Annotated in this window: 14 protein-coding genes; 6 read left to right on the top strand and 8 right to left on the bottom strand. The window is 66.6% G+C overall.

What is annotated here, in order from left to right:
• The first annotated feature begins 63 nt into the window (after positions 1–63).
• Complete coding sequence (locus DDF67_RS24675; RefSeq protein WP_109455374.1) at positions 64–1,545, top strand: glycosyl hydrolase family 28 protein; 1,482 nt, start codon at positions 64–66, stop codon at positions 1,543–1,545.
• A gap of 59 nt (positions 1,546–1,604) precedes the next feature.
• Here the strand turns inward: DDF67_RS24675 and DDF67_RS24670 are convergent, their stop codons facing one another.
• The 7 genes from DDF67_RS24670 to DDF67_RS24640 all read right to left on the bottom strand — a co-directional run bounded on the left by DDF67_RS24670 (position 1,605) and on the right by DDF67_RS24640 (position 15,177).
• Entirely contained in the window at positions 1,605–4,514 is a 2,910-nt protein-coding gene (locus tag DDF67_RS24670; protein ID WP_109455373.1) for a TonB-dependent receptor, read from the bottom strand.
• A gap of 223 nt (positions 4,515–4,737) precedes the next feature.
• Positions 4,738–7,050 carry a heparinase II/III domain-containing protein gene (locus DDF67_RS24665; protein WP_146198093.1) on the bottom strand — a complete coding sequence of 771 codons (2,313 nt, stop codon included), beginning with the start codon at positions 7,048–7,050 and terminating at the stop codon, positions 4,738–4,740.
• An 85-nt stretch (positions 7,051–7,135) separates the two neighbouring features.
• Positions 7,136–7,798, bottom strand: coding sequence for a putative 2OG-Fe(II) oxygenase (locus DDF67_RS24660; RefSeq protein ID WP_109455371.1), 663 nt, complete (start codon positions 7,796–7,798; stop codon positions 7,136–7,138).
• 15 nt (positions 7,799–7,813) lie between these two features.
• Entirely contained in the window at positions 7,814–10,159 is a 2,346-nt protein-coding gene (locus DDF67_RS24655) for a hypothetical protein (RefSeq protein ID WP_109455370.1), read from the bottom strand.
• 87 nt (positions 10,160–10,246) lie between these two features.
• A complete protein-coding gene (locus DDF67_RS24650) occupies positions 10,247–13,108 on the bottom strand; it encodes a TonB-dependent receptor plug domain-containing protein (protein WP_109455369.1) in 2,862 nt (953 codons plus the stop codon).
• A gap of 332 nt (positions 13,109–13,440) precedes the next feature.
• Positions 13,441–13,728, bottom strand: coding sequence for a GntR family transcriptional regulator (locus tag DDF67_RS24645; RefSeq protein ID WP_199229334.1), 288 nt, complete (start codon positions 13,726–13,728; stop codon positions 13,441–13,443).
• An 18-nt stretch (positions 13,729–13,746) separates the two neighbouring features.
• Positions 13,747–15,177, bottom strand: coding sequence for a glycosyl hydrolase family 28 protein (locus DDF67_RS24640; protein ID WP_109455368.1), 1,431 nt, complete (start codon positions 15,175–15,177; stop codon positions 13,747–13,749).
• A 267-nt stretch (positions 15,178–15,444) separates the two neighbouring features.
• Here DDF67_RS24640 and DDF67_RS24635 point away from each other — a divergent pair, with 267 nt between their 5' ends.
• The 3 genes from DDF67_RS24635 to DDF67_RS24625 are packed head-to-tail and all read left to right on the top strand — an operon-like array spanning position 15,445 to position 18,847.
• Positions 15,445–16,722, top strand: coding sequence for an oligosaccharide MFS transporter (locus DDF67_RS24635; protein ID WP_109455367.1), 1,278 nt, complete (start codon positions 15,445–15,447; stop codon positions 16,720–16,722).
• A gap of 53 nt (positions 16,723–16,775) precedes the next feature.
• On the top strand, positions 16,776–17,918 hold the full coding sequence (locus DDF67_RS24630) for a glycoside hydrolase family 88 protein (RefSeq protein WP_233247763.1): 1,143 nt from the start codon (positions 16,776–16,778) through the stop codon (positions 17,916–17,918).
• Positions 17,915–18,847: an ROK family protein gene (locus tag DDF67_RS24625; RefSeq protein ID WP_109455365.1), complete on the top strand. Its 933-nt coding sequence runs from the start codon at positions 17,915–17,917 to the stop codon at positions 18,845–18,847. The genes DDF67_RS24630 and DDF67_RS24625 overlap by 4 nt, the downstream gene beginning before the upstream one ends.
• Here the strand turns inward: DDF67_RS24625 and DDF67_RS24620 are convergent.
• The gene (locus tag DDF67_RS24620) at positions 18,844–19,944 is read right to left on the bottom strand and encodes a LacI family DNA-binding transcriptional regulator (protein ID WP_233247762.1); all 1,101 of its coding nucleotides are present in this window, start codon (positions 19,942–19,944) and stop codon (positions 18,844–18,846) included. The two genes, DDF67_RS24625 and DDF67_RS24620, sit on opposite strands and share 4 nt — an antisense overlap.
• Before the next feature lie 161 nt (positions 19,945–20,105).
• Between DDF67_RS24620 and DDF67_RS24615 the strand changes: the two genes are divergently transcribed.
• On the top strand, positions 20,106–21,128 hold the full coding sequence (locus DDF67_RS24615; RefSeq protein WP_233247761.1) for a LacI family DNA-binding transcriptional regulator: 1,023 nt from the start codon (positions 20,106–20,108) through the stop codon (positions 21,126–21,128).
• A gap of 66 nt (positions 21,129–21,194) precedes the next feature.
• A complete protein-coding gene (locus tag DDF67_RS24610) occupies positions 21,195–22,934 on the top strand; it encodes a glycoside hydrolase family 43 protein (RefSeq protein WP_109455364.1) in 1,740 nt (579 codons plus the stop codon).
• Positions 22,935–23,034 lie beyond the last annotated feature (100 nt).

Raw genomic sequence — 23,034 nt, 5'->3', positions numbered from 1 at the left:
ATGTATACGTTATTGATATCGATATCACGATCGTCGATGCTGTAGGAAATCCTGGGAGGAACCATGAGCCGACAGAAGAACCCGGCCCGGCGCGCCACCACCGCGCTGATCACGGCCTTGCTGGCGGGAACCGCCGCGAACGCGGCCCTGGCCGATAAGCTGCTGACTTATCCGACGCCGCCGCAGCTGATGTACACGGCGCACAACGACGACTTCACCGTGCGGGTGCGCACGCCCGGCGGCGAGTGGCGCGATCTCTATGAATACCGGGTGCAGGTCGACACCGACACCAAGCAGAACGCGTCGCTCGTCTATTTCGACTTCGAAGGGACGGTCGAGATCGAGGTGATGAAGAACAACGGCCGCTTCGCCGAGGCCTCGGTCGCGCCCCTGTCGAGCGTAGTGAAACCCCAGCGCGACGGTTCGGTCCTGCGCATGACGCTGGACAAGCCCGAGCGGTTCTCGCTGCAGTTCGACGACGATCGCCTGCGCAACCTGCACATCGTGGCCGGCAAGCCTCCCCCTCCCCGTCCGGCCGGCGCCGACGTGGTCTATTTCGGCCCCGGCCTGCACACGCCTCCGACGGGCCTCGACCACTTCCCGGTCAAGTCGGGCCAGCGCGTCTATATGGACGGCGGGGCGGTGCTGAAGGGCGCCTTCGACCTTTCCGGCGTCAGCGACGTGAACATCTCCGGGCGCGGCCTGCTGTGGGATCCCGGCCGGGCAATCGACTTGGAGAAGGCACGGCACGTCGAGGTCTCGGACCTGATCATCGTCAACAGCGACCGCAGGGACGCCGCGCGGGTGATGAACATCCGCAATTCAGAGAATGTCACGGTCAGCGAATTAACCGGCTTCACCTCGGGCAAGTGGTCGGACGGGATCAATATCTCGACGTCGCGCCACGTGACGGTGCGCGACGGCTACCTGCGGGTCTCGGACGACGCCGTGGTGGTCTACGCCGTGGCCGACTGCCCGATCTGCCGCCAGAAGGCCGCCCAGACCGGCATTCCCGATCCCAATCCGCCCGGCGACACCTTTGACATCCAGGTCTCGAACATGCGCCTGTGGGTCGACGTGGCCCATGCCCTCTATATTGGCCACTTCGGCGACAACGCCGATCCGCGCACCATCCACGACGTGACCTTCGACAACATCGACGTCGCCAACCTGGACGAGGACGATCCCGACTGGGAAGGCGTGATCGCCGCCTATTCCGGCGACAGCACGCTGATCCGCAACATCACCTTCAGCAACGTGCGGGTCGACCGCATCGAGGAAGGCAAGCTGATCAACATCGTGGCCGGCAACAACCCGCGCTACAACAAGGCTCCCGGACGCGGGATCGACGGCCTGACGATCCGCAACGTCGCTTATACGGGCGAAGGCATGCCCAGCCGCTCGATCATCCGTGGCCTGTCGCCGACCACGGCGGTCAAGAACGTGATGATCGAAAACCTGACCATCGACGGCAAGCCGGTGAAGTCGGCCAAGGACGGCGACATCGCCGTCAGCGGCGAGGTCGTGGGACTATCCTTCCGCTGATCGCAAAGAGAAGGGCGCCGTCGAAGACGGCGCCCCAAGGCGGGACTATGCGACGGCGGTCACCCGCCGAACTTGTAGCGAAGGCTGATCCCGTAGACGCGGCCGTTCATGAAGTACTGGCGCAGGATGTCGGTGTCGTAGCCGTTGTCCGGCTCGCCGACGTAGCGGATCGGCGCCTTGTTGGTCAGGTTCGAAGCTGTCAGCGACAGGGTCAGGTCGTCGCGCAGGTTGAGGTTCACCGAGGCGTCGAGCAGGCCGTAGCCCTTCAGGTAGCGGCCATCGATCGGATTGGGCGAGATCCCGAACAGCACGTAGTCCGAGCGATAGGTATAGACGAGGCGCGCCGAGACCTTCTTGTTCTCGTAGAGGCCCGCAAGGCTCCAGTTCTGGTCGGACTGAAACGGCTGGCGCACCTTGACCACCTGACCGTTGATCAGGATCGGCAGCTCGGTCTCGACCCAGGTGTAGGACCCCTGGACGCCGAAATCGTGCAGGAACTCCGGCAGGACGTCGTAGTCGAAGAAGGTCTGGGCGGCGAGTTCGATCCCCTTGGCGAAGCCGGGGTCGGCGTTCTGGGTCTGGGTGATGCGGAACTGGCCGGTCGGGCAGTTGTTGGGCGTCACGCCAGTATAGGGCTGCGAGGTCGCCACGGTCTGGCAGCTCTCGACCCCGATCGGGAAGCCGTCGACCTTCTTGTAGAAGGCCGCGGCCGAAACGTAGCTGGTCGGGCCGAAATACTTCTCCAGCGACAGGTCATAGCTGTAGGCCCGCAGCGGCTTGAGGTTGGCGTTGCCCTGGCTGCCGGTACCGCTGGTCAGGTTGACCGCCACCGTCGGGTTGATGTCGCCGACGCTGGGGCGGGTCATGCCCTTGCCGAAGCCGAAGCGCAGCAGGAGGTCGTCCTGGATGTATCCGGTGACGTTCAGCGTGGGCAGGACGTCGGTATAGCTGTTGCTCTGGTTCTTGGGCACGATCACCGCCGCACCACCGCTTGTGTCGGAAACCCGCGCCTCGGCGTCGAGATCGGTGCGCACTACCCGCACGCCGGCGTTGCCGCGGATGCGATCGTTCAGGAAGGCGAAGTCGACGACGCCGTAGCCGGCCAGGGTCTCTTCCACCGCCTTGCGGCGCGACAGCAGAACCTCGGGCAGCGAGTCCTCGGCCGCAATGCCGGCCTGGGCGAAACGGTTGCGGACGTTGTCGCCCAGCAGGGCGTCGGGGGAGAAGGTCAGGAAGCCGCCCGAATAGCCCGCTTCGCCGTCGAACCAGTTGGTGTGCGAGCCGGCGACGAGGTCCTGCACGGTCGAGGCCAGGATCCCGTTCGACTGGTTGGCCGCAAGCGCCAGGCCGTCCGTCGTCAGGTTCTTGCCGCTGAAGGAATAGTTGTAGAACTTCGACTTCTTCCGGTAGTAGCGCGCACCGAACTTCACGGCCTTGATGAAGCTGTCGCTTATGCGCAGCTTGCCGTCGAACTGGGCGGCGAGACCCGCGTCGTCATAGACGTTGTTCGTGCCGTTGGCGTAGTTCAGCAACACCCAATTGGCGGGGTTCGATAGGTCCGGACCGCTGATCGACAGGCTCTGGGGCGTTCCGACCCTGCGGGTCACGTCCCAGGCCAGGCCCGCACGCGGGGTCATGGTCACCGAGCGGTTGTCCTGGTGCTGGTCGGCCTTGACGTAGGAAAGATCGGCCTTGAGATCGAGGTCGTCGGTCGGCGACCACTTGGCGCCGCCGGCCAGGATCCAGGTCTTGTAGATGCGGTGCTCGTCGCCGCCGATCGATGAGAAGCCGGAGCCCAGGAACGTACCCCGATCAAAACGCTGACCAGCCAGCACCGCATCCTCGCCGCCATTGGCGTTGCGGCTGGCCAGACCTTCGGTGGTACTGAACGGCGTGGTGACAAGGCCTTGGACGTAGCGGCTGTCGACACCGTTCAGGAAGCGATAGCCCTGGTGGTACAGGTACGAATTGTAGTTGCCGTCGACATAGAACTCGAGGCCTGGGCGGACCTTCCACTGGAACACGCCGGCGAAGCCCTTGCGGGTGCGCTGGATGTCCTCTTCGTTCACGTTGATCTGCACGCCGGCCATGTTGACCAGGCTGGCGCGGTCGGAGGCGCTGAGGGCCAGCGGATTGGCCACGTCGGCCAGGAAGGCGACGTCGCTGCGGCCGGCATAGGCTTGATTGTAGGCGCCGTTGCCGATGTACTCGGCGCTGTCGGCGCGCACCACGCGGCGCAGGTTGGTTCCGCCGGGGCCCGGCGCATTGTCCGAGCGGTTCCAGCTCTTCTGGTAGTTGGCGCCGAGCAGCAGGCCCATCTCGCCCTCGCCCACGTCCCACTTGTGCGAGACGAGGCCGAAGTATTCGGGCTGCATCTGCTTGACCATGTCGTTGTAGCGGCCGGAAATCGCGACGCTGCCCGACATACTCGGCAGGTCCAGCGGACGGCGGGTCTTGATGTCCACCAGACCGCCGATGCCGCCCTCGATGTGCTCGGCCGAGGGGTTCTTGTAGACGTCCAGGCCCGCGATCATGCCGGGAATGGCCGCCTCGATGTTGAATTCGCTGCCGCCGGCGGTGAAGTACGAGCGGCCGTCGACCTGCGAGGCGGTCTGGCCCGACAGGCCGCGGATCGTCAGGCCCGAACCGGCGCCGACCGGCGAGGCGCCCTCCCCGCCGTAGCGGTAGCCCTGCACGCCCGGGATGCGAGTCAGGGTCTCGGCGACATTGGGGTCGGGCAGCTTGCCGATATCCTCGGCGCGGATGGAGTCGACGACCTCCATGGTGTTCTTCTTGACCTGCACGGCCGACTGCAGGCTCTGGCGGATGCCCGTGACGACCACCTCCTCGACGGCCTCCTCGGTCGCCGGGGGCGGCGCGGTCTGAGCGCCGGCCGCGCCGGATACACCTAGCGCGACGGCCAGCGTCGATGCGGTCAGGAACAGACGCGATTGATAAGCGGACTTCATGGCTTCCCCTCCTGCGGGGCCCGCGCCCGATAAGCCGGCGCGGCCCGTCAGTTCCCGCGCGACGCGGGCTTCCCTGTTGGCTAGGGCGCTTGGCGCGCCCTCTCTGTTTCACTCCCGGGCCGGGGCGTCGCCTGGACGGCGATCTTCTCCGACCACATAATATTGTTATCGATATCATAAATGCCTGACAAGAGCTTTTGTCAGACAAATGCGACGATGCGTTTCAGCGAGGCGGCAACGACCGCCGGGCCGACGCAATGTCGCCCTGGCAGGTCTTGGCCGCGCCGTCGACCTTGATCGAGCGCGCCCCGTCGCAGGCCAGGCGAACGGCATAGGTCGGCTGCCCCTGGATGCTGGCCTCGACGCCCTGCTGCGTCCGGTCCTTGACCACGAAGGCCTTGGACAGGCTGTCGAGCTCCACCCGGTCCTCGCGGCGCAGATAGCTGCCATCGGCCACGAACCACCGCTTGGGCTTGGCCGCGCTGCCGGCTACCGGATAGGTCAGCGCTAGGATGTAGGCGTCGGTTTGCCAGCCGCCGAGATCGGCGTTGGCGTTGCGATGGCGGATACGGCCGTCGGCCAGCAGGTTGAAATAGACCTCGGTGACCTCTCCCCTCTGGGTGACGCGCACCATCAACCAGTCCTTGGTCTCGACCTTCTCGATCTTCGGCGCGGGATTGGGCCCGTTCGGCGTCAGGGCGACCACGAACTTGGTGCGGTCGGTCACGCCTGGCGCCTGCAGGCGCAGATAGGGCTGGACCTCGTCGGGGGCGTGGTCTTTCAGGCCCTTGCCCTCGGCCATGCGCATCAGTTCGGGATAGTCGGTGAACAGCCCCGCATCCGGCAGGGTTTCAGGGAACAGCGGACGCACGGCGACCTCGGCCTCCCCGTTCCTGACGGTGATAACCTGCCCCTGGCGCTTGGCCTCGCCCTCATAGTGCATCAGCCATTCGAACCTGCCAGGCTCCCAGCCCTTGAGGTCGTCGATGACCAGGATCACGTCGCCGATCCACATGAAGCTGCGGTACTTGCGCTCGAAGGTCCGGGCGTTGGGACCGGTGGCGTCGGCCCAGACGAAGCGCAGGTCGCCGGCGTCGACCAGATGATCCACCCGCCCCACGAAGTGCGAGCCGTTGTAGGTGTTGCTCTCCGGCTCGGCCTGGCCGTCCAGGGTGACGACGTTATGGGCCACGCTCTGGCGGTAGTAGCCGTCGTATTCGGGCCGGGCGTAGCTGCTGTTGCCGGAGTCGATCAGCAGCTGCTCGCCCTTGTGCCAGAGGATGAAGCTGCCGGCGTCGGCGTGGTTGTGGTTCCAGGTGAAGCCCGAGCGCAGCGCCAGGAAGGTGGCGTCCGGCGCCCAGGACGAGCGCATCGTCGCCGCGCCGAGATCCCTGTCGATCCAGCTCGTCGGCAAGCCCGGTCCCTTGCCCACCAAGGCCCAGGCCTTGGCCGAGGGCCACTGCACCATGTTCTCGGGCTCGGCGAAGACGTCCTGCTTGGGGTCGGGGCGCACCGTGTTCAGGTACCAGAGATAGCGCGACTGCCGGTCGCCGCTGGCCCACAGGTTGGCGATGGCGCTGGCCCCGCTGGAGGTCGGATTGCCGTCGCCGAAGTTGGTCGACATGAAGCCGCCCGTGGTCGGGTAGAGGTTCTGGATGAAGTAGTCGCCCAGGCCGGCCAGGCGCGGCGTTTCCGCGGGCTTTTCCTTGAAGGCGTCAAGCCACGCGCGCTTGAAGCGCAAATAGCCCTCGGCGGCGAAGTCGGCGTAGTTGATGCTCTCGACGAAGGCCCCGTTGGACGCGAAGTGCGCCGGCTTGGTCTCTATGGCGCTGCCGTCGTAGTTGGCCCACTCTTCCGCCGCCTCGTCGATGCGGCGGATCCAGGCGTCGGCCTGGGGCTCCTCGGTCTTGATGGCGATCGCCGCCACCCCGGCCCCGAAGACGATGTGGCTGAACCAGTTGTGACCCATGGTGTCGAGGCTGTGGATGCGCTCCTTGCCGTCGATCCAGTCGTTCAGGGTCGGGCGGATCGCGCCCTTGACCAGGGCCTTGGCCAGGCGATCGCGCTCGGCGGGGGCCAGGGCGTCGTGGATGGCGTCAAACGTGAGACCGAAGGTGTAGGCGCTGGTCCCCATGCCAAGGTCGGAGTTCCAGACCGGGCTGCGGGCCAAGAGCGGCTTGTCGGTCACCCAGTTGGCGCGACCGGCATAGATGTCTAGCAGGGCCTTGGCGCGGTCGGCGTACTTGCGCTCGCCGGTCATGCGGTAGGTCAGCGACAGGCCCATCAGGGCCGCGTTCAGCTCGCGGTCGTTGGCCGGCTTGCGGGTCAGGGCCGCGTCGGCGTCTGCGCGGGCCTTGGTCCAGGCGGCCTTGGCGTCTGGATCTTCGGCCACGCGGGCCTTGAACTGCGAGACGTGGGCGTCGCTGAAGGTCAGGTACGGATGGCCCGACTTCAGGGTCTGGGCCTGCGCCCCGCCAGCCAGGAGACAGGCCGCGAGGGCAAGGCCAGACACCGTCCGCTTCACTCGACTCTTCACGCGTTTCTCCCCGTACGCTCTTGCGGCTTCAAGTTATGATATCGATATCAGGTCTAGGTGCAAGCGGATGCGGCGTCCGTCAGGCTCACGCCAGGGCCAGATTGACGGCCATCGACCGGCGCACGCCCGGGCTCCTGAACGGGTAGACGCAGTGCAGCATCCACGAGGGCCACAGGTAGAAGTCGCCGACCACGGGCTTGACCGTGAACAGGTTCTTCACGCCCACGGCGCTACGGCTGTCGATGAACTGCAGGCAGCCAGCGGTGTTCTGGCGGGCCTTGTCGGCGGCGAATTCTTCCTCGTAGGCAGGCGGCACGCGCAGGAACCCAACGCTGGAATAGAGGCAGCCCTGGTGGAAATGGGCCGGGTTGTAGTCGCCGGCGACCATGTCGTTGATCCAGCCTTCCTTGATCTCGATGCGCAGCTTCCTGGCCTCAAGCTCCTCGGTGCGCTCGTAGTCACTGTAGTGCATCAGGGCGTTCTCGCACCGGTAGGTGAAGGTGCGGGCCACGTCGTAGAGAAAGTCGGTCAGTTGCGCCGTCTCCCGGATCACGTCGGTGAAGCGCAACTCGGTGCTGACCGCGCCGGCCAGATGGGCTGACCAGTCCCGAGCGGCGACCTCGTCCTTGCGCACCACGATCTCGTCGATGCGCTGGTTCAGGCGCTCGACCAGATCCGGCGGCAGGGACGCCTTGATGATCGTGGGGCTGAACGGCGCGACGATGCGCAGGTCGTAGTCGTTGCTCATCACCGCCTCCCCGCGCTAGCGCCCTGGAGAATAGACCACCGCCGTCTGCCCCGGCGCGAGGGTCAGGGAGCGCTCTCCCGCAGCGATCTCGCGCTTGGAGACGAGGTCCATCCTGCCCTTCCCAGCCTTTGGCAGAGCGACCGTCATCGCCTTGTCGGCGCTGGCGTTCATGGCGATGAAATATGGGCCGTAGGTCGCCTCGTAGTAGTAGCCGCGACCCGCATAAGGGTTGTCCTGATCCTTGTAGCGGGCCTCGGGCGGGCTCTTTGCCACGGGCAGCACCTCGCCTTCCAGCGCGGCCGGCGCCTCGCCCGGATAGGCGACGATCGGGATCGATCCGGCCGAGATGTGAGGCGTCGCGCGGCGCACGCAGGTCTTGCCGCTGGGCTCGAAGTCCACCCGCGCGGCGATGGTGGCGATGCGGTCGATGCCCGGCGTCTGGTAGTGGAAGCGCGCCAGGCGGTTCACCCCGCAATTGGCCCGCCAATAGAGCGAAGCGTAGAGCACCTCGTCGCCGTTCTTGATCGCCACCACCCCGTCCTCGGGATCGGCGAACACGAAGTCGGGCTGGCCCGGCGTCATCGGCAGCTTCCCGTCCGATTTCGGCCAGGCCTTTACGGCCAGCCATTCGTCGTAGGCGTCGAGCAGGCCGATGGTCGTGCGCTGGTTCTTGTCCTTCAGGCGATCGCGCAGCACGGCGTAGTACTGGCCGTCGTCAAGGGCCTGGCGGGCGACGGCCATCAGCTGCGGATCGCGGGTGGCGACGGCGACCTGGAACGGCGTGTTGTCCCAGCCGGATTTCTGCACATAGGTGGTCGCGCCCGGATAGACTGGATCGCGCCAGCCGATCGGCGCCTCCAGCAGCATGGTTCGCGCCCCCTCGGCGTCGATGCCGGGATAACGGAACGGCATGCGCGCTCGAGCCATCTTCAACAGCTGATCGCGGAGGACCGGATCGCCGGCCTGGCTGGGCTTGGCCGCCGTGGCCAGGTAGATGCCGGTCGCCCAGTCGAGGATCTCGCCGTAGCTGCCCACATAGCCCAGCTCCCTCGAGAGCCCGGCCTTGGTGAAAAGCCCGTAGTCGTTCGCCGAGCGGAAGCTGCCCGTATCGGCGGCCGAGCTGGAGAAGGTCGGCTTACCCGCCTTGTCGAGGCTGCCGGTCCAGGGCGAAAGACCCATCGACTCGTAGAGGAACCGGCGCATATCGGCCTCTGGCCGCGCAAGCGGACTTGCCAAGGCGCGCAGGCCCTCATTGCTCCAGTAGATGCCCTGCAGGTCCACGATCATCGACTGGTTGGTGTAGAGCCGGCGATGGGTCAGGGCGTAGCGAAGGCCGAAGTCCAGCATTCGCGCATAGGCCTCGCGACGGCTGGTCCCCTGCCCGCCCTCGGCCGGTGCGTCGAGATAGGGTGCGAGGTCCGCGCCCAGCAGGCGGAGCGCCTTGCCATAGGGTCCCAGCACCTCCCAGTCGGGATTAGTGCGGCTGGCGTCGACATAGGCGCTCTTGGGGTCGGCCAGGAAACGGACGTAGTAGGCGTCGCCGCTCTGGACGAGCTTCCTCAGCACCTCGGGGTTCTTGTAGGCCTTGGTCCAGGCCAGGCCGTAGGCTCGGGCGACGAACTGGGCTTCCAGCACCTCCAGCGGCCCGGGCTGGGCCAGCTTGCGCTCGATCTCACGGTTCACGCGGTCCTTCAGCTCGTCAAGCACCTCGGGTCCTGCCGACGGCCCGGCCGCTGGCGGCGGCGCATGGCCGGCCGGATCGCCGCTGTCCAGGAACGGGTCGCCGTGGACATAGAGCGCATAGAGCGGCCGCGAGGCCTGGGTCATCGGCTTCTGGAAGCGCTCGAACTGTTGGGTGTAGACCGCGTAGGGCCCGCTGGCGCGGATGGCGCAGTCCAGCGCCTTGCGCCCCCTGGTCAGGGTGATCGGCAGCGGAAAGGTGCGATAGGTGAAGCGCCCGGCGAAGGGCGGCGCCTGGGTTCCGATGTCGAGGATCTCGACGTCGCCGAGATGGCGATAGCCCACCTGCCTGCCATCGCAGAACAGGGTCAGCTTGCCGTCATTGACGTCGCCGCCCCACAGGCGGATCGAGGCGTAGTTCTGGATCGCCGGATCGACGGCCAGCGTGAACTTCAGGTCTCCGCTGAAGCGCGCGCCAGGCTCGCTTGGCGGCAATCGCCGGGCGACGACGCCGAGCCCCCCGGTGACACGCTCCGACGCCGCGGCCTCCACCTTGTGCGCGGTCTCCGAGGCGGCGTCGCCGAAAACGATCTTGTCGATCAACGGCGTGGCCGCCTGGGCCTGGCTCGCCATGAAGCCGAGCAGCGCGCCTGCACCGAGGATCAGCCGATACCGGGTCATGCGCCCCTCACCGATGATGTTGGGATCAGGCTGGCGAGCAAGGAAAGCCCCTCGTCCCGCCAGCCGTTCTGAGATCTGGCGCTGGGCCTAGAACTCCTTGCGGACGGTCAGCCACACCGATCGCGGCGCGTTGCGCTTGACCAGGAAGCCGGACTCCGGAAGCTGCTCGACAACGTCATAGACCTGTACGCCGGACGGCAGATTGCTGCTGATCATCGGGTCGTAGGCCGAGATGTAGGCCTTATCGAGCACGTTGCGCACGTCGAGCGTGACCAGCGTCTTCTTCAGGCCCGTGTACTGCATCGAGACGTCCAGGTTGTCCTGGGCCGGCAGGAAGCGATGGTCGAGCGAGTTGGTGTTCAGCTTGCGCTCGTCCATCCAGCGGTGGCGGACATTGAAGCGGAAGTCCTTGTAGCGATAGGACACCGTGTTGCTGAGCGTCCACTTGGGCGAGCGCGCCAGCAGGCCGGCGTCGATGCGCAGCACGTCGTCGTCCGCGCCGTTGCCGTTGGCGCCGGTGTTCAGCCAGATATAGGCCTCGGTGGTCTTGCCGTTCAGGAAGGTCACCGACGGCATCCATTCGAGGTTCTTGGTCACCCGCCACTTGGCCCAGGACTCGACGCCGCGCGTGAAGTACTTGTTGAAGTTGTCGGGCAGCAGGTAGGTCGAGACATTGTCCTTGTCGATCGCCGTCGGGTAATCGTTCACCGCGAAGTTCTGGTAGAAATAGGTGATCTGGCCGTTGAAGCGACGATCGCCGAACGTATAGGCGAACTCGTGGCCCTTGATGTAGGCCGTCGGCCCCAGCGGACGCACAAGGGTGGCCGCGGTCGAGTAGCGGTTGATCACGCCTGACGACGGCTGCTTGGCGTCGGTGTAGCGATAATAGATCTTGTGCTTGTCGTTGAAATTGTAGCCCACGGCCACGCTGTAATCGACGAGGCCGAGATCCTTGTCGGCGCCGATCATCTTCGACGCGGTCCTGGTCATGTAGACGTTGTCGTAGACGGTCAGCGGATCGCCATCGAGGCCGCCGTTGGTCAGCGAAGCCGCGCCGGCGTTGCGGGTGTCCCACGTCTCAGAATAAGTCCGGGCGTGGAAGTACTGATACTTGATGCTGGCGTTGAAGTCCCAATGCTTGGTCGGCGACCAGGCGAAGCCCGCATAGGGCGACAGCTCCATGATCCGTGCGCGCTGCGAAACGGTGGTGAACAGGCCGCTGCCGTATGAGCCCCAGCCGCCGCCATCGGTAAGCTGATAGCTCGTACCGCCCTGGGTGACGTACTTGACGTTCAGGTTCTGCACCTGGCCGTCGGCCCAGGCCGAGACGCCCAGGCCGTTGGCCCAGTTGTCGTTCACCTGTTCGGAGCGCGACACGTAGAGACCCCCGTTGATGCTCCAGGTCTCGCCGCGATAGGTGGCGGTGAAGTTGCCCATGTAGTCGACGGATTCACGGTAGTTGTCCTCGGCGCGGGTCAGCAGCACGAGGTCCTGCGTGGCGCTTTCAGCCGGCAGATTGACGCCGTTGACCACGCCGCCGCGCATGTCGATGTCGCGGTTGGGCAGAGTGTTGCCGACGATGCAGAGACTGCTGGCCTGCCATGTGGCCGTCGTCACCCGCGGACAGGCTGCGCCGGTGCGGTAGTTGGTTCCCAGCTGCGAGCCGGCGACGTTGTTGGCGACGCGGGCGACCTCCTGGCCGGCGGCGTTGCTGAACACGTAATAGCCGGGCGTGCGGTCGAGATTGTTAATGTTCAGGCCGAAGCGCTCGCGCGTCGCCGCCGCCGAAGCCAGGGAGGCCAGTTGCTGAGGCTTGTAGGACTGGCCGCGATAGGTCGACTTCTGGATCCGCGCCGAACCGGTGAAGGTCAGGCGCTCGCCGATGTCGTGGTTCCAGCGCAGGGACAGGGCGTCCTGCTTGTAGCGGTAGCCGTCCGACGGATCGAAGCTGTGGCTGCCGCTCCGGAAATAGTTCGGAACCGTCTGCTGGCCGCCGTTCATGAACAGGTTCACGTCGCGACCGAAGCCCGGAATTTCCTGCGGGTTCTGGTAGCCGTAGGTCGGCTGCTGGAAGGTGGTCAGTTCGGCGTTGGTGTCGTCCAGATGCTTGTAGACGAGGTTGAACGAGCCCGAGCCGTTCGAGGTGTCGTAGTCCTTGTAGAGGTTCAGTCGGAATTGACCGCCGCGGTTCAGGTCCCAGCCCGGGTTCACCTGGCCGTTCGAGCGGCGGTAGAAGCCGCTGACGCCCACACCCAGATCGCCGGCCTCGTTGACCCAGCCATAGGCGCCGTCGACCTGCTTCCACGACAGATGCAGGTCCTCGCCCTCGAAGCCGACGCGGGTCTGGATCATCGCCCCCGGCCTCACCTTGCCGGTGATGTAGTTGAAGGTCGCGCCCACCGACGTGGTGACGCCGGTGGCCGACGAGCCGCCGCGCACCGACTCCACCCGGCTGGTGGATATGTCGGCGCGGTAGAAGTAGCCGTCCTGGAAGCCGCTGAACTTGAACGGCACGACCGGCAGGCCGTCCTCGAGGATCGTAGTCCAGAAATAGCCCGAGGTGTTGGCCCCGGTGCCGATCGTCATGCCGCGCGTGAACACCTCATTGCGGGCCACGCCGTCATTGGACTCGACCACCACGCCGGGCATGTCGCGCAGCATGTCGTCGGCGCTGATGGGGGTGAACTTGCTCATGTCGTCCTCGGACAGCACCGAGAACGAGACATTCGCCTTCTTGGCGGCGGTGCCGACCATCACGCCGGTGACGATCACCTCGTCAACGGCCGTGGTCTCGACCGTGACCGGCTTGTCGGCGGCTTGGGCGGCCGCTGTGGACTGGGCATGCGCGGCCGTCGCCGACAGCGCGCTTGCGCCAGCGGCCAGCGCCAGGACCATGTGAGAAACTTGCAGCGCGCGGTTGCAACCGCGCTGAGGGCCGAGATCAGCCATCCTATCCTCCCCTTCGGACTTTGGTCCGACGTCGCTCTGCGCCGAGGCCGACACCCCGACCGCGCGCCGTTTTCGAAGACGTCGCGACGACGCTCTCCGACCGGCTTGTTGTTATCGATACCAGCGCATTTCGATGACTGTCAACGGGATTCGCGACGATGATCTTCCGCAGCATTCGCATCAGCTTTGCTGATGTGACTGCGACCTATCGACGAAGAATGAAATAACGTCCGCCCTACCGACATGAGATCGCATTCGATCCGAACAGGTCGCTCGACCTCGATTATAGAGATGTATTCGACGAGCGATATATCGTTGCGCGACGTACTCGATTACATGGGCAAGGTCGGATTCACGCTTCTGCAAGCGCCGTCACGAACCACGGTGCCATGCCGTCGCCGGCGCGAGATCAGGTCGTCGGCGGCCAGCAGATCCAAGGCCGCCCGGACCGTTATTCGCGCCACGGTGAACCGGCTGGCCAGCTCGCGCTCGGTCGGCAGGCGGCGCTCGCCGTCGAGTATGGCCGCTCGCAGCCGCTCGGCGATCTGGCGGTACAGCGCCACGCGCCCGGTGCGCTGCAAAGGCGCCCAGCAGACGCCCAGGCTGGACGGATGAACCACGTCTCGACACCCTCCGGGCTACTTGAAGGTCACGCCTTCGACATTGGGGCCGATCTCGATCACCGCCGGATCAGCCGCTTTCAAGCGCTTGCCTGCAATGGTCACGTTCTCGAAACTGATATTGCGAACCGGCCGATCGGGACCGAAGCCCGAGATCGTCGATGGGCTGGGCCAGCCGGCGCCGGAAAAGCGGATGTTCCTGAATCGCACGCCGTCGACCAGAAGGCCCGGGCTCGTGCCGTACTTGGCGTTGAACACCGTGCGTACGTTGAACAGCTTGCCCTCCTCGATCTGCTCGACACGGATGTCGTCGAACAGCACGTCGCGGACGGTGTTGTCGTCGCCGGCGCTGATCGCCAGCGCGCCCTGGTACTCGGGATCGTCCTCGTCGAGGCCCAGGATGTCGATGTTCTCGAAGCGCAGGTCCTCCAGAACGTTGCGAGCCTTGGTGTCGCCGTGCAGGCCGATGAACACCGCGTGCGCCACGTCGGGCCAGAAGGTCGAGTCCCGCACCCGCACGCGCCTGGTGTCGCCAACGCCGGACTTGCGGGTCGCGTAGACCGCCACGCTGTCGTCGGAGGTGCGGATGAAGGCCCGCTCGACGGTCACCTCGCTGCAGGCGAACACGTTGACCCCGTCCGACCAAGAGCCGTTGCTCAAGGTCTTGATATCCTTGAAGGTCACATTGCTGGACGAGGCGCAGGCGATAGTGCCGTGCTTGGGCGTCAGGAAGGTCAGCCCTTCGACGGTGACGTTCTTCGAATTCTGCACGACCAGCTGATCGGCGGGCCGGTCAACGATACCGCGACCGATGATGCGGACGTTCTCGACCTTCTCGGGCTTGAATACGCCCTGCAGGATCGCGCCGCCGGCGACATAGACCGTCTGGCCCGACTTCACCGGGAACACGCCGCCGGCCGGCGCGTGCAGTCCCGGCTCATAGAACACCACGTCCGGCCCCGGCGCCGGCCTGGCGATCGGCGCACCGGCAAAGACGTGCAGGTTGTGCAGCCGGTCGCCGTCGAACTCGACCGACAGGTTCTGCGGCTTGTCGATGGTGAAGAGCACGATGCCGTTCTCGACCCGGTGCCTGATCGCCTTGCTGGCGGGACGAACCTCGACGCGCTTGAAGTCGCCGTTGTTCTTGCGCACGCCGATCTCGACCTGGCCCGTGAAGTCGAATTGCACGACCGAGACGTCGCTGGGCCCGTCGGAATCGACTTTTGCGTTGTATTCGTAGAGGTCGCGCCAGGGACCGCCCGGCTTGCGCACCCGCACCGTGAACGTGTCGTTGTGCATGCTGTAGAACAGGCCGCCCGGCGGCAGCGGATAGACGTACAGGCCGGGCGTTTCGACCTGGTCGGCCGCGCAGGCGGATCCCGCCGCCAGCGCCAGGACGGCCGCACTGGCCAGCCCCAGCCAGGACGATTTTCGAGCCGTGAACCCCATCGCGCACTCCTCCCCAGGCGACGCTCTGCCCGGCGGGCGGCGTCATTGTTTTCCGCATCGGGCCCCACAGTCGACGCGGGGCGTCGAAAAGCCTTGCGGATCGCTCGAACACGAATATTGATATCGATATCATTTCACTCACGCAAGCCCCCGGCCCGGTGAGCGAGAACGACGCCGAAAGCACTTGGTATCGTTATCAGATCAGTCTATGACCCTAGGGTCGGACCAGTCGCGCCACGCAGCGCGGCCGGCGCGGGAGGTTGTCGCATGGCCATCAGGAAGAACTACGCGCTGCTGAGCGCCTTCCTCTTCTTCTACTTCTTCGCCCAGGCCATGAGCATCTCGCTGCTGGCCCTGTGGCTGAAGCGGACCCTGGGCCTTTCCGGCGCGGAGACCGGCGTGGTCTTCGCCGCCAACTTCATCTTCGCGATGATCTCCCAGCCCTTGTACGGCTTCGTTTCCGACAAGGTGGGTCTGCGCAAGACCGTCCTGTGGCTGATCAGCGTGCTGGTCGTGCTGTCGGGCGCCTTCTTCGCCTTCGTCTATGGCCCCCTGCTGAAGACCAACCTGCTTCTGGGGGCGATCGCGGGCGGGGCCTATCTGGGCGTCACATTCATCGCCGGCAGCTACGCCCTGGAATCTTTCGTCGACCGCGTGGGTCGCAAATACGGCTTCGAATACAGTCGCGCCCGCCTGTGGGGCTCGCTGGGCTTCGCGGCCGCCGCATTCTTCTCGGGCCGGCTGTTCAACCTTGACCCGCTCTATAACTTCGCCCTGGCCTCGTGCGCGGGCCTTGTGCTGCTGCCGCTGCTGGCGTTTGCGAAGATCGAGCCCAGCGCCGACGAGCGCGAAAGTTCCAGCGCGCTGAAGGCCACCGACGCCATGGCCATCTTCAAGCTGCCGAAGTTCTGGGGCTTCATGGTGCTGATCCTGGGCGTGACCAATCTCTATCTCGTCTACGATCAGCAGTTCCCGGCCTTCTACGCCTCGCACTTCGCCGATCCCAAGCAGGGCGCGGCCATGTTCGGGTACCTGAACTCGGCCCAGATCTTCCTGGAAGCCGGCATGCTGTTCGTCGCGCCGTTCGTCGTGAACAGGATCGGGGCCAAGAACGGCCTCCTGCTGGCCGCGGCGATCATGATCGTGCGCATCGCCGGGTCAGGCCTGGTGCACGGCCCCGTGCCGATCTCGGCGATGAAGATGCTGCACTCGCTGGAACTGCCGATCCTGGTGGTGTCGATCTTCCGCTACATCGCCTTCCACTTCGAAAACCGCCTGGCCTCGACGCTCTATCTGGTGGGCGTCAGCTTCGGCCACTCGCTGGGCCTGGCCATCCTCTCGCCGATCGTCGGCAAGAGCTACGACCTGATCGGCTTCCCCAGCACCTATCTGCTCATCGCCCTGTTCGCCGCCGCCTTCTGGGTGGCCTCGGTGTTCGCCCTCTCCCCCACCCCGCGTGAAGCCCCGCCCGCCAAGGACGCCGAGCCGGATCCGGCCCTGGCGCAAGCCGACCTGGGCGGCGGCGACGTGGCCAAGGTCAACTGACGATGTCTCTATCCGCTTCCCTCCGCGAGCCGCTGCGCCGCGCCGACGAGATTTTGGCGCGCCCCCGCCCCGACAAAGCCAGGCTCGAGGCCATACTGGCGGCCGTCCTGGCCCGCATAGACGCCAGTCTGGACCTCTTCACCGACGCCTTCCCCAAGCCTTCCAGCGAGGGCGGGGTCTATGCGCCGATGGACAACACCGAGTGGACCAATGGCTTCTGGACCGGGATGCTGTGGCTGGCCTTCGAGGCCAGCGGCGAGGCTCGCTATCGCCGGGCGGCCGAGCGCCAGGTCGAGAGCTTCCGCGACCGGATCGAACGCGAGGTCAATGTCGACCACCACGACCTGGGCTTCCTCTATTCGCTTTCCTGCGTCTCCGCCTGGAAGCTGACGGGCAACGAGAGCGGCCGCGAGGCAGCCCTGGCCGCCGCCCGCCGGCTGATGACCCGCTACCTGCCGGCCGCCGGCATCATCCAGGCCTGGGGCGATCTTTCCGACCCTGAGCAGGCCGGGCGGATGATCATCGACTGCAACCTCAACCTGCCCCTGCTCTACTGGGCCAGCGAGGAGACGGGCGATCCCAGCTTCCGCGAGGCGGCCCACACGCACATCGAGGCGGCCGCCCGCCACATCGTGCGGCCCGACGCCTCGACCTTCCACACCTTCTACATGGACCCGAAATCGGGCGCGCCGCTGCGCGGCAGCACCCACCAGGGCTTCAGCGACGACTCCTGCTGGGCGCGTGGCCAGGCCTGGGGGATCTCGGGCTTCCCGCTGGTGCATCGCTACAAGGCCGATCCGGACCTGATCGCCCTGGCCGCCCGGCTGGCCAGCTACTTCCTGAACCGCCTGCCGGACGATCTGGTCTGCTGCTGGGACCTGATCTTCACCGACGCCCCGCACGAACGCGACAGTTCGGCCGCCGCCATCGCCGCCTGCGGCCTGCTGGAGTTGGCCCGCGCCCTGCCGTTGACCGATCCCGATCGTGAGACCTACGAGGCCGCCGCCCTGGCGATGGTCGAGACCCTGGGCGACCACTACCTGCTGCCGCTGGGCAAGCCAGGGACCGGCGTTCTGGCTCACGGCGTCTACCACATGCCCAACCGCGTCGGCGTCGATGAGGCCTGCATCTGGGGCGACTACTTCTTCCTTGAGGCGCTGGTGCGCCTCACCCGGGTTTGGGAGCCCTACTGGTGATTCAGATCGGTGTGGATTTCGGCGGCACCAAGGTGGAGGCAGCCGCCCTGGACCCTAGCGGCAGGCTGCTGGCCAAGGCCCGCGTGCCCAACCCGGGCGACTACGACAAGGCGCTGAGCACCGTCCGCGACCTGGTTGGCCAACTGGAACAGAAGCTCGGCGCGCGCGGCACCCTGGGGATCGGCGCGCCAGGCTCGATCTCGCCGGCCACCGGCGTGATGCGCAACGCCAACTCGCTTTATCTGAACGGCCGGCGCTTCCGCGAGGACCTGTCCGAGGCGCTGGACCGCCCCGTACGGCTGGCCAACGACGCCAACTGCCTGGCCCTGTCGGAAGCCGTCGACGGCGCTGGGGCGGGCGCACGGGTGGTGTTCGCTATCATCCTGGGCACCGGCTGCGGCGGCGGCCTCGTCGTCGACGGCAAGCTGATCGAGGGCGAGAACGGCATCGCCGGCGAATGGGGCCACATGCCCCTGCCCTGGCCTACCGTCGAGGAGCGCGAAGGTCCCCGCTGCTGGTGCGGCCAGAACGGCTGCCTGGAGATGTGGGTGTCGGGCACCGGCCTGCGGCGCGACTTCCAGGAGAGCACGGGCCAAAGCTGGAGCGGCGAGCAGATCATCGCCGCCTGGAGAGCGGGAGATCCCGCCGCGACCACCGCCTTCGACCGGCTAATGGATCGCCTGGGCCGATCGGTGGCGGTGCTCTGCAATATCCTCGACCCCGACGCCATCGTCGTCGGCGGCGGGCTGTCGAACGTTCCCGAAGTCTGCCAGCGCCTGCCAGAGCTCGTCTCGCGTCATGTCTTCGCCGACCGCTGGAGCACGCGGATCAAGCCGGCCGTCTGGGGTGACGCCTCGGGCGTGCGCGGCGCGGCGCGACTGTGGAGCGTGGAGGAAGCCCGCGAACTGCTGGCCGCCCCAGCCGCTTAAGGCGGCGCGGGGCCCGACGAGTCCCGCTCCATCAGGGTGAAGGGCAGCAGGTGATGAACAGGCGCGGGATCGCCACCCGTCTTGCGGGCGCGGATCTCGTCGACGATCAGCCGTACGGCCGCGCGACCCATCTCGGCGATCGGCTGGTGGATGGTCGTAACCTCCGGCCAGACGGTGGTGGCGACCGCGGTGTCGTCGAATCCGCAGATGGTCAGGTCGCGCGGCACGGCGATCTGACGGCCGTGGGCCACGGCCAAGGCGGCGGCCGCCATGTCGTCGTTGCTGGCGAAGATGGCGCTGGGCCGCAGCCGCGCCTCGAACAGCTTCTCCGCCGCCGCAAGGCCCGAGCGATAGGTGAACAGCCCCTGGGCCACCCAGTCGGGCCGCACTGTCAGACCGGCTTCTGACATTCCGGCCAGGAAGCCCTCGTAGCGGAGCTCGGTCGGGGTGTGCTGGGGGTCTCCCTTGATGAAGGCGATGTCGCGGTGGCCCAGCGCGATCAGGTGGCGGGTCATGGCCAGCGCGCCCTCGAAGTCGTCGATGCGTACGCTGGAGACGTCGATCATCGGCCGGGCCGTCGCCAGGGCCAGCACCGTCACCCCCTCGGCGCGCAGCATGTTGATGGTCTGGCGGGAGTCGCACAGCGGCGGCGGCAGGATCACCCCGTCGACGCCGGCAGCCAGCAGACGCTTGACCGCCTGTTTCTGGCCCGCCAACCCCTCGCATCGCTCCAGCATCAGGTGGCTGGCCAGGCGCGAACTCTGCTCCAGCCCGCCGACCATGATCTCGCTGAGATAGGAGGCGCTGGGGTTGCTGTAGAGGATCCCGACCCGGGCGGCGGACGAGCGCGAGCGCGTGGCGCGGGCGGCGACATTGACTTGGTAGTTCAGGACGCGGACCGAGGCCTCGACCTTCTCGCGCATGCCCGCGCTGACATTGCCGGCCCCGCGGATCACCCGCGAGACGGTCATCGAGCCGACGCCGGCGTGACGGGCGACGTCGTGAATGGTGATCGTCTTGGGTCCAGGCCTGGGCGTGGGCGACGGACCACGCGCGGAAGACGGCTTGGCCGTCTTGGCTTTGCGGGGACTTTTCAACGACGCACCATCATTGTTCACGATACCAATGCATCCTAGCGTCGCGCGCCGGCCGCACCAGAGCAAAAACGGATGTTGGGCCCGCAACCTTGGACTTACCCGTCCAGTCCTCGCTAGACTGCGCAGCGACCCGCAGAGAGTCGTATTGAGGTGAGGACTCCTTGAGCACGCAGAGGCGACAGGCGCCGACCATCCACGACGTGGCGCAGCACGCCGGCGTGTCCTCGATGACTGCCTCCCGCGTGGTCAACGGTTATCCTCATGTGCGGCCCGCCGTGCGCGAGAAGGTCGAGGAGGCCATCAAGGCGCTGGGCTATCGGCCCAACTCCCTGGCCCGGGCCACGCGCACCGGCGTCTCGCAGATCGGCATGCTGTATTCCAACGCCAGCTCGTCGAACCTGTCGAACTACCTGATGGGCGCGTTCCGGCAGGCCAGCCTTAGCGGCTGCCAGCTGCTGATCGAGCCCAGCCAGGCCCACCCGACGCCCGCCCAGGCGGTGCAGAAGCTGGTCGACGCCGGGGTGGGCGCGGTGATCCTGCCGCCGCCTCTGTGCGACGACGCGGCGATCCTGGAGGCGCTGGAGAAGGCGGGCGTCGGCGCGGTCAGCTTCGCGACGGCCAGGCCCCGTGAAGGCGCTCCGGCCGTGTTCATCGACGACTTCGAAGGCGCCCGGATGATGACCCAGCACCTGCTGGACCTGGGCCATGTCGACATAGCCTTCGTGCGCGGCGATCCGGCCCACTCCACCGCCCAGCTGCGCGAGAAGGGCTTTCGCGAGACCATGGCGGCCGCTGGCCTGACAGTGAATGAGGCCTACGTCGCCGACGGCGGCTTCAGCTATCGCGGCGGCCTCGACGCTGCCCGCCACCTTCTGGGTCTGCGACGCCGTCCCTCGGCTATCTTCGCGGCCAACGACGACATGGCGGCCGCCATCAGCGCGGTCGCCCACGGCCTTGGCCTGTCGATCCCGGCCGACCTCAGCATCGCCGGCTTCGACGACACCTCGGTGGCGACGACGGTCTGGCCCGAGCTGACCACCATCCGCCAGCCCATCGCCGACATGGCGGCCTCGGCCGTGCTGCTGGCCATGGATCTGGCCCGCCCCAGCGCCGAACCCGGCGGCCACGTGCAGGCGCAGCTGCAGCTGATCCAGCGCGCCTCGAGCGCCCCTCCACCGGCCTGAGCGCCCTTGCCAAAGCCCTGCCCCATGTTACTGATAACGATATCATAACAGGGGATGGGACACGGAATGACAGGCTCGGGTCGCACCTCGCTCGGACTGGGATTGATCGCCGCGGCGACCCTGCTGGCGGCCTCCGCCTCTACCGCCGAGATGCCGAAGGCCGAACGCGCCTGGCTGCCCGACCTGGTCGACGGAACCTACAGGAACCCCGTCCTGGCAGGCGACTATTCCGATCCCGACGCCATCCGCGTGGACGACGCCTACTACCTGGTCTCGTCCTCGTTCACCAACGTCCCGGGCCTGCCGATCCTGAAGTCGACGGATCTCGTCAACTGGACGATCATCGGCCACGCCCTGACGGCCAATACGCCCGAGGCGCACCACGCCACGCCCCGCAGAGGCGGCGGCGTCTGGGCCCCGGCGATCCGCCATCACGACGGCGAGTTCCTGATCTACTATCCCGATCCCGACTTCGGCGTGTTCGTGGTCCGGGCCAAGGATCCGGCCGGGCCGTGGTCCAAGCCCGTGCTGGTCGACAACCGGCGCGGCGTCATTGACCCCGCGCCGTTCTGGGACGACGACGGCCAGGGCTGGCTGGTCACCGCCTTCGCCCGCAGTCGGGCCGGCTTCGCCAACGTCGTCACCATCCGCCGCCTGAACAAGGCCGGCGACAAGGCGGAGGGCGAGGCGATCACCCTGGTCGAGGGCGACAAGCAGCCCAAGGTCATGACCTCGCACGGGCCTTTCCCGTGGATGACCACCGAAGGCCCCAAGCTCTACAAGCGCGACGGCTGGTACTACCTGTTCGTGCCCAGCGGCAGCGTGAAGGGCGGCTGGCAGGGCGTATTCCGCTCGCGCAAGCTTGAAGGTCCATACGAGGGCCGCAACGTGCTCGACCAGGGCGCCACCGAGGTCAACGGCCCCCACCAGGGCGCCTGGGTGACCACGCCGACCGGCGAGGACTGGTTTCTGCACTTCCAGGACGCCGACTCCTACGGCCGCCGCGTCTGGCTGCAGCCCATGGCCTGGAAGGACGGCTGGCCGGTTATCGGCGAGGACAAGGACGGCGACGGCATCGGCCAGCCGGCCCTGACCCATCGCAAGCCGGCCTCGAAGGTCCCCTCCCCGCGCCTTGCCCCGCAGGATAGCGACGACTTTGACGGCGCGCTGTCGCCGGCTTGGCAGTGGAACGCCAATCCCGCCGCCGATTGGGCCGACCTGCAGGCCGCGCCGGGCAAGTTGCGCCTCAAGTCGATTTCCTCGCCCGAGAATCTCTGGGAGACCGGCGCCCTGCTGACCCAGAAGCTGCCAGCCGAGCGCTTCACCGTGACCACCCGGCTGGAGTTCGCGCCCAAGGCGGTCGGGGAGCGCGCGGGCCTGCTGATGTTCGGCTCCGACTATGCCTGGATCGGACTGCAGAACACGGCGAGCGGGCCGGCGCTGATCCGCGTCGACCGCCCGGGCGCCGACAAGTTTCAGCCCGAGCGCGTCGAGGTGGTTGAGGCCAGGGCCCCAGGCGCCGTCTGGCTGCGGATGACGGCCGAGCCGGTCGTCGTGACGAATTCGCCGCCGGATTTCTCGCCCTACTGGCCCTCGATGCTGCGCTCGCTGCACGCCAAGGTGACGCTGAGCTACAGCGCCGACGGCAAGACCTTCACCCCTGTCGGCGCCCCCTTCGTGAGCCGTCCTGGACGCTGGGTCGGAAGCCAGATCGGCATCTTCTCCCAAGCGCCCGCGGGCACGCCCGCCAACACCTCGACCCGGATCGGCTGGACCGACTTCGATGATTTCCGGGTGACGCCCTAGAAGCTGCGCAGGCGAAGTCGACGAACATAGATCGCTTGACTTCGATCCAAATTTTGATATCGATATCAAGGCTTCAGCGGCATCCTGCGACGCCGCTCTC

Source organism: Caulobacter endophyticus (assembly GCF_003116815.1).
Lineage (GTDB): Bacteria > Pseudomonadota > Alphaproteobacteria > Caulobacterales > Caulobacteraceae > Caulobacter > Caulobacter endophyticus.
Note: the sequence above shows the minus strand (reverse complement) of the source record. Positions and strands in the feature narration are given on the sequence as shown.

Excerpts from the sequence above, each read along its gene's own strand:
- DDF67_RS24675 (WP_109455374.1), top strand. The coding sequence starts at position 64 with ATGAGCCGACAGAAGAACCCGGCCCGGCGCGCCACCACCGCGCTGATC.
- DDF67_RS24670 (WP_109455373.1), bottom strand. The coding sequence starts at position 4,514 with ATGAAGTCCGCTTATCAATCGCGTCTGTTCCTGACCGCATCGACGCTG.
- DDF67_RS24660 (WP_109455371.1), bottom strand. The coding sequence starts at position 7,798 with ATGAGCAACGACTACGACCTGCGCATCGTCGCGCCGTTCAGCCCCACG.
- DDF67_RS24655 (WP_109455370.1), bottom strand. The coding sequence starts at position 10,159 with ATGACCCGGTATCGGCTGATCCTCGGTGCAGGCGCGCTGCTCGGCTTC.
- DDF67_RS24650 (WP_109455369.1), bottom strand. The coding sequence starts at position 13,108 with ATGGCTGATCTCGGCCCTCAGCGCGGTTGCAACCGCGCGCTGCAAGTT.
- DDF67_RS24640 (WP_109455368.1), bottom strand. The coding sequence starts at position 15,177 with ATGGGGTTCACGGCTCGAAAATCGTCCTGGCTGGGGCTGGCCAGTGCG.
- DDF67_RS24635 (WP_109455367.1), top strand. The coding sequence starts at position 15,445 with ATGGCCATCAGGAAGAACTACGCGCTGCTGAGCGCCTTCCTCTTCTTC.
- DDF67_RS24610 (WP_109455364.1), top strand. The coding sequence starts at position 21,195 with ATGACAGGCTCGGGTCGCACCTCGCTCGGACTGGGATTGATCGCCGCG.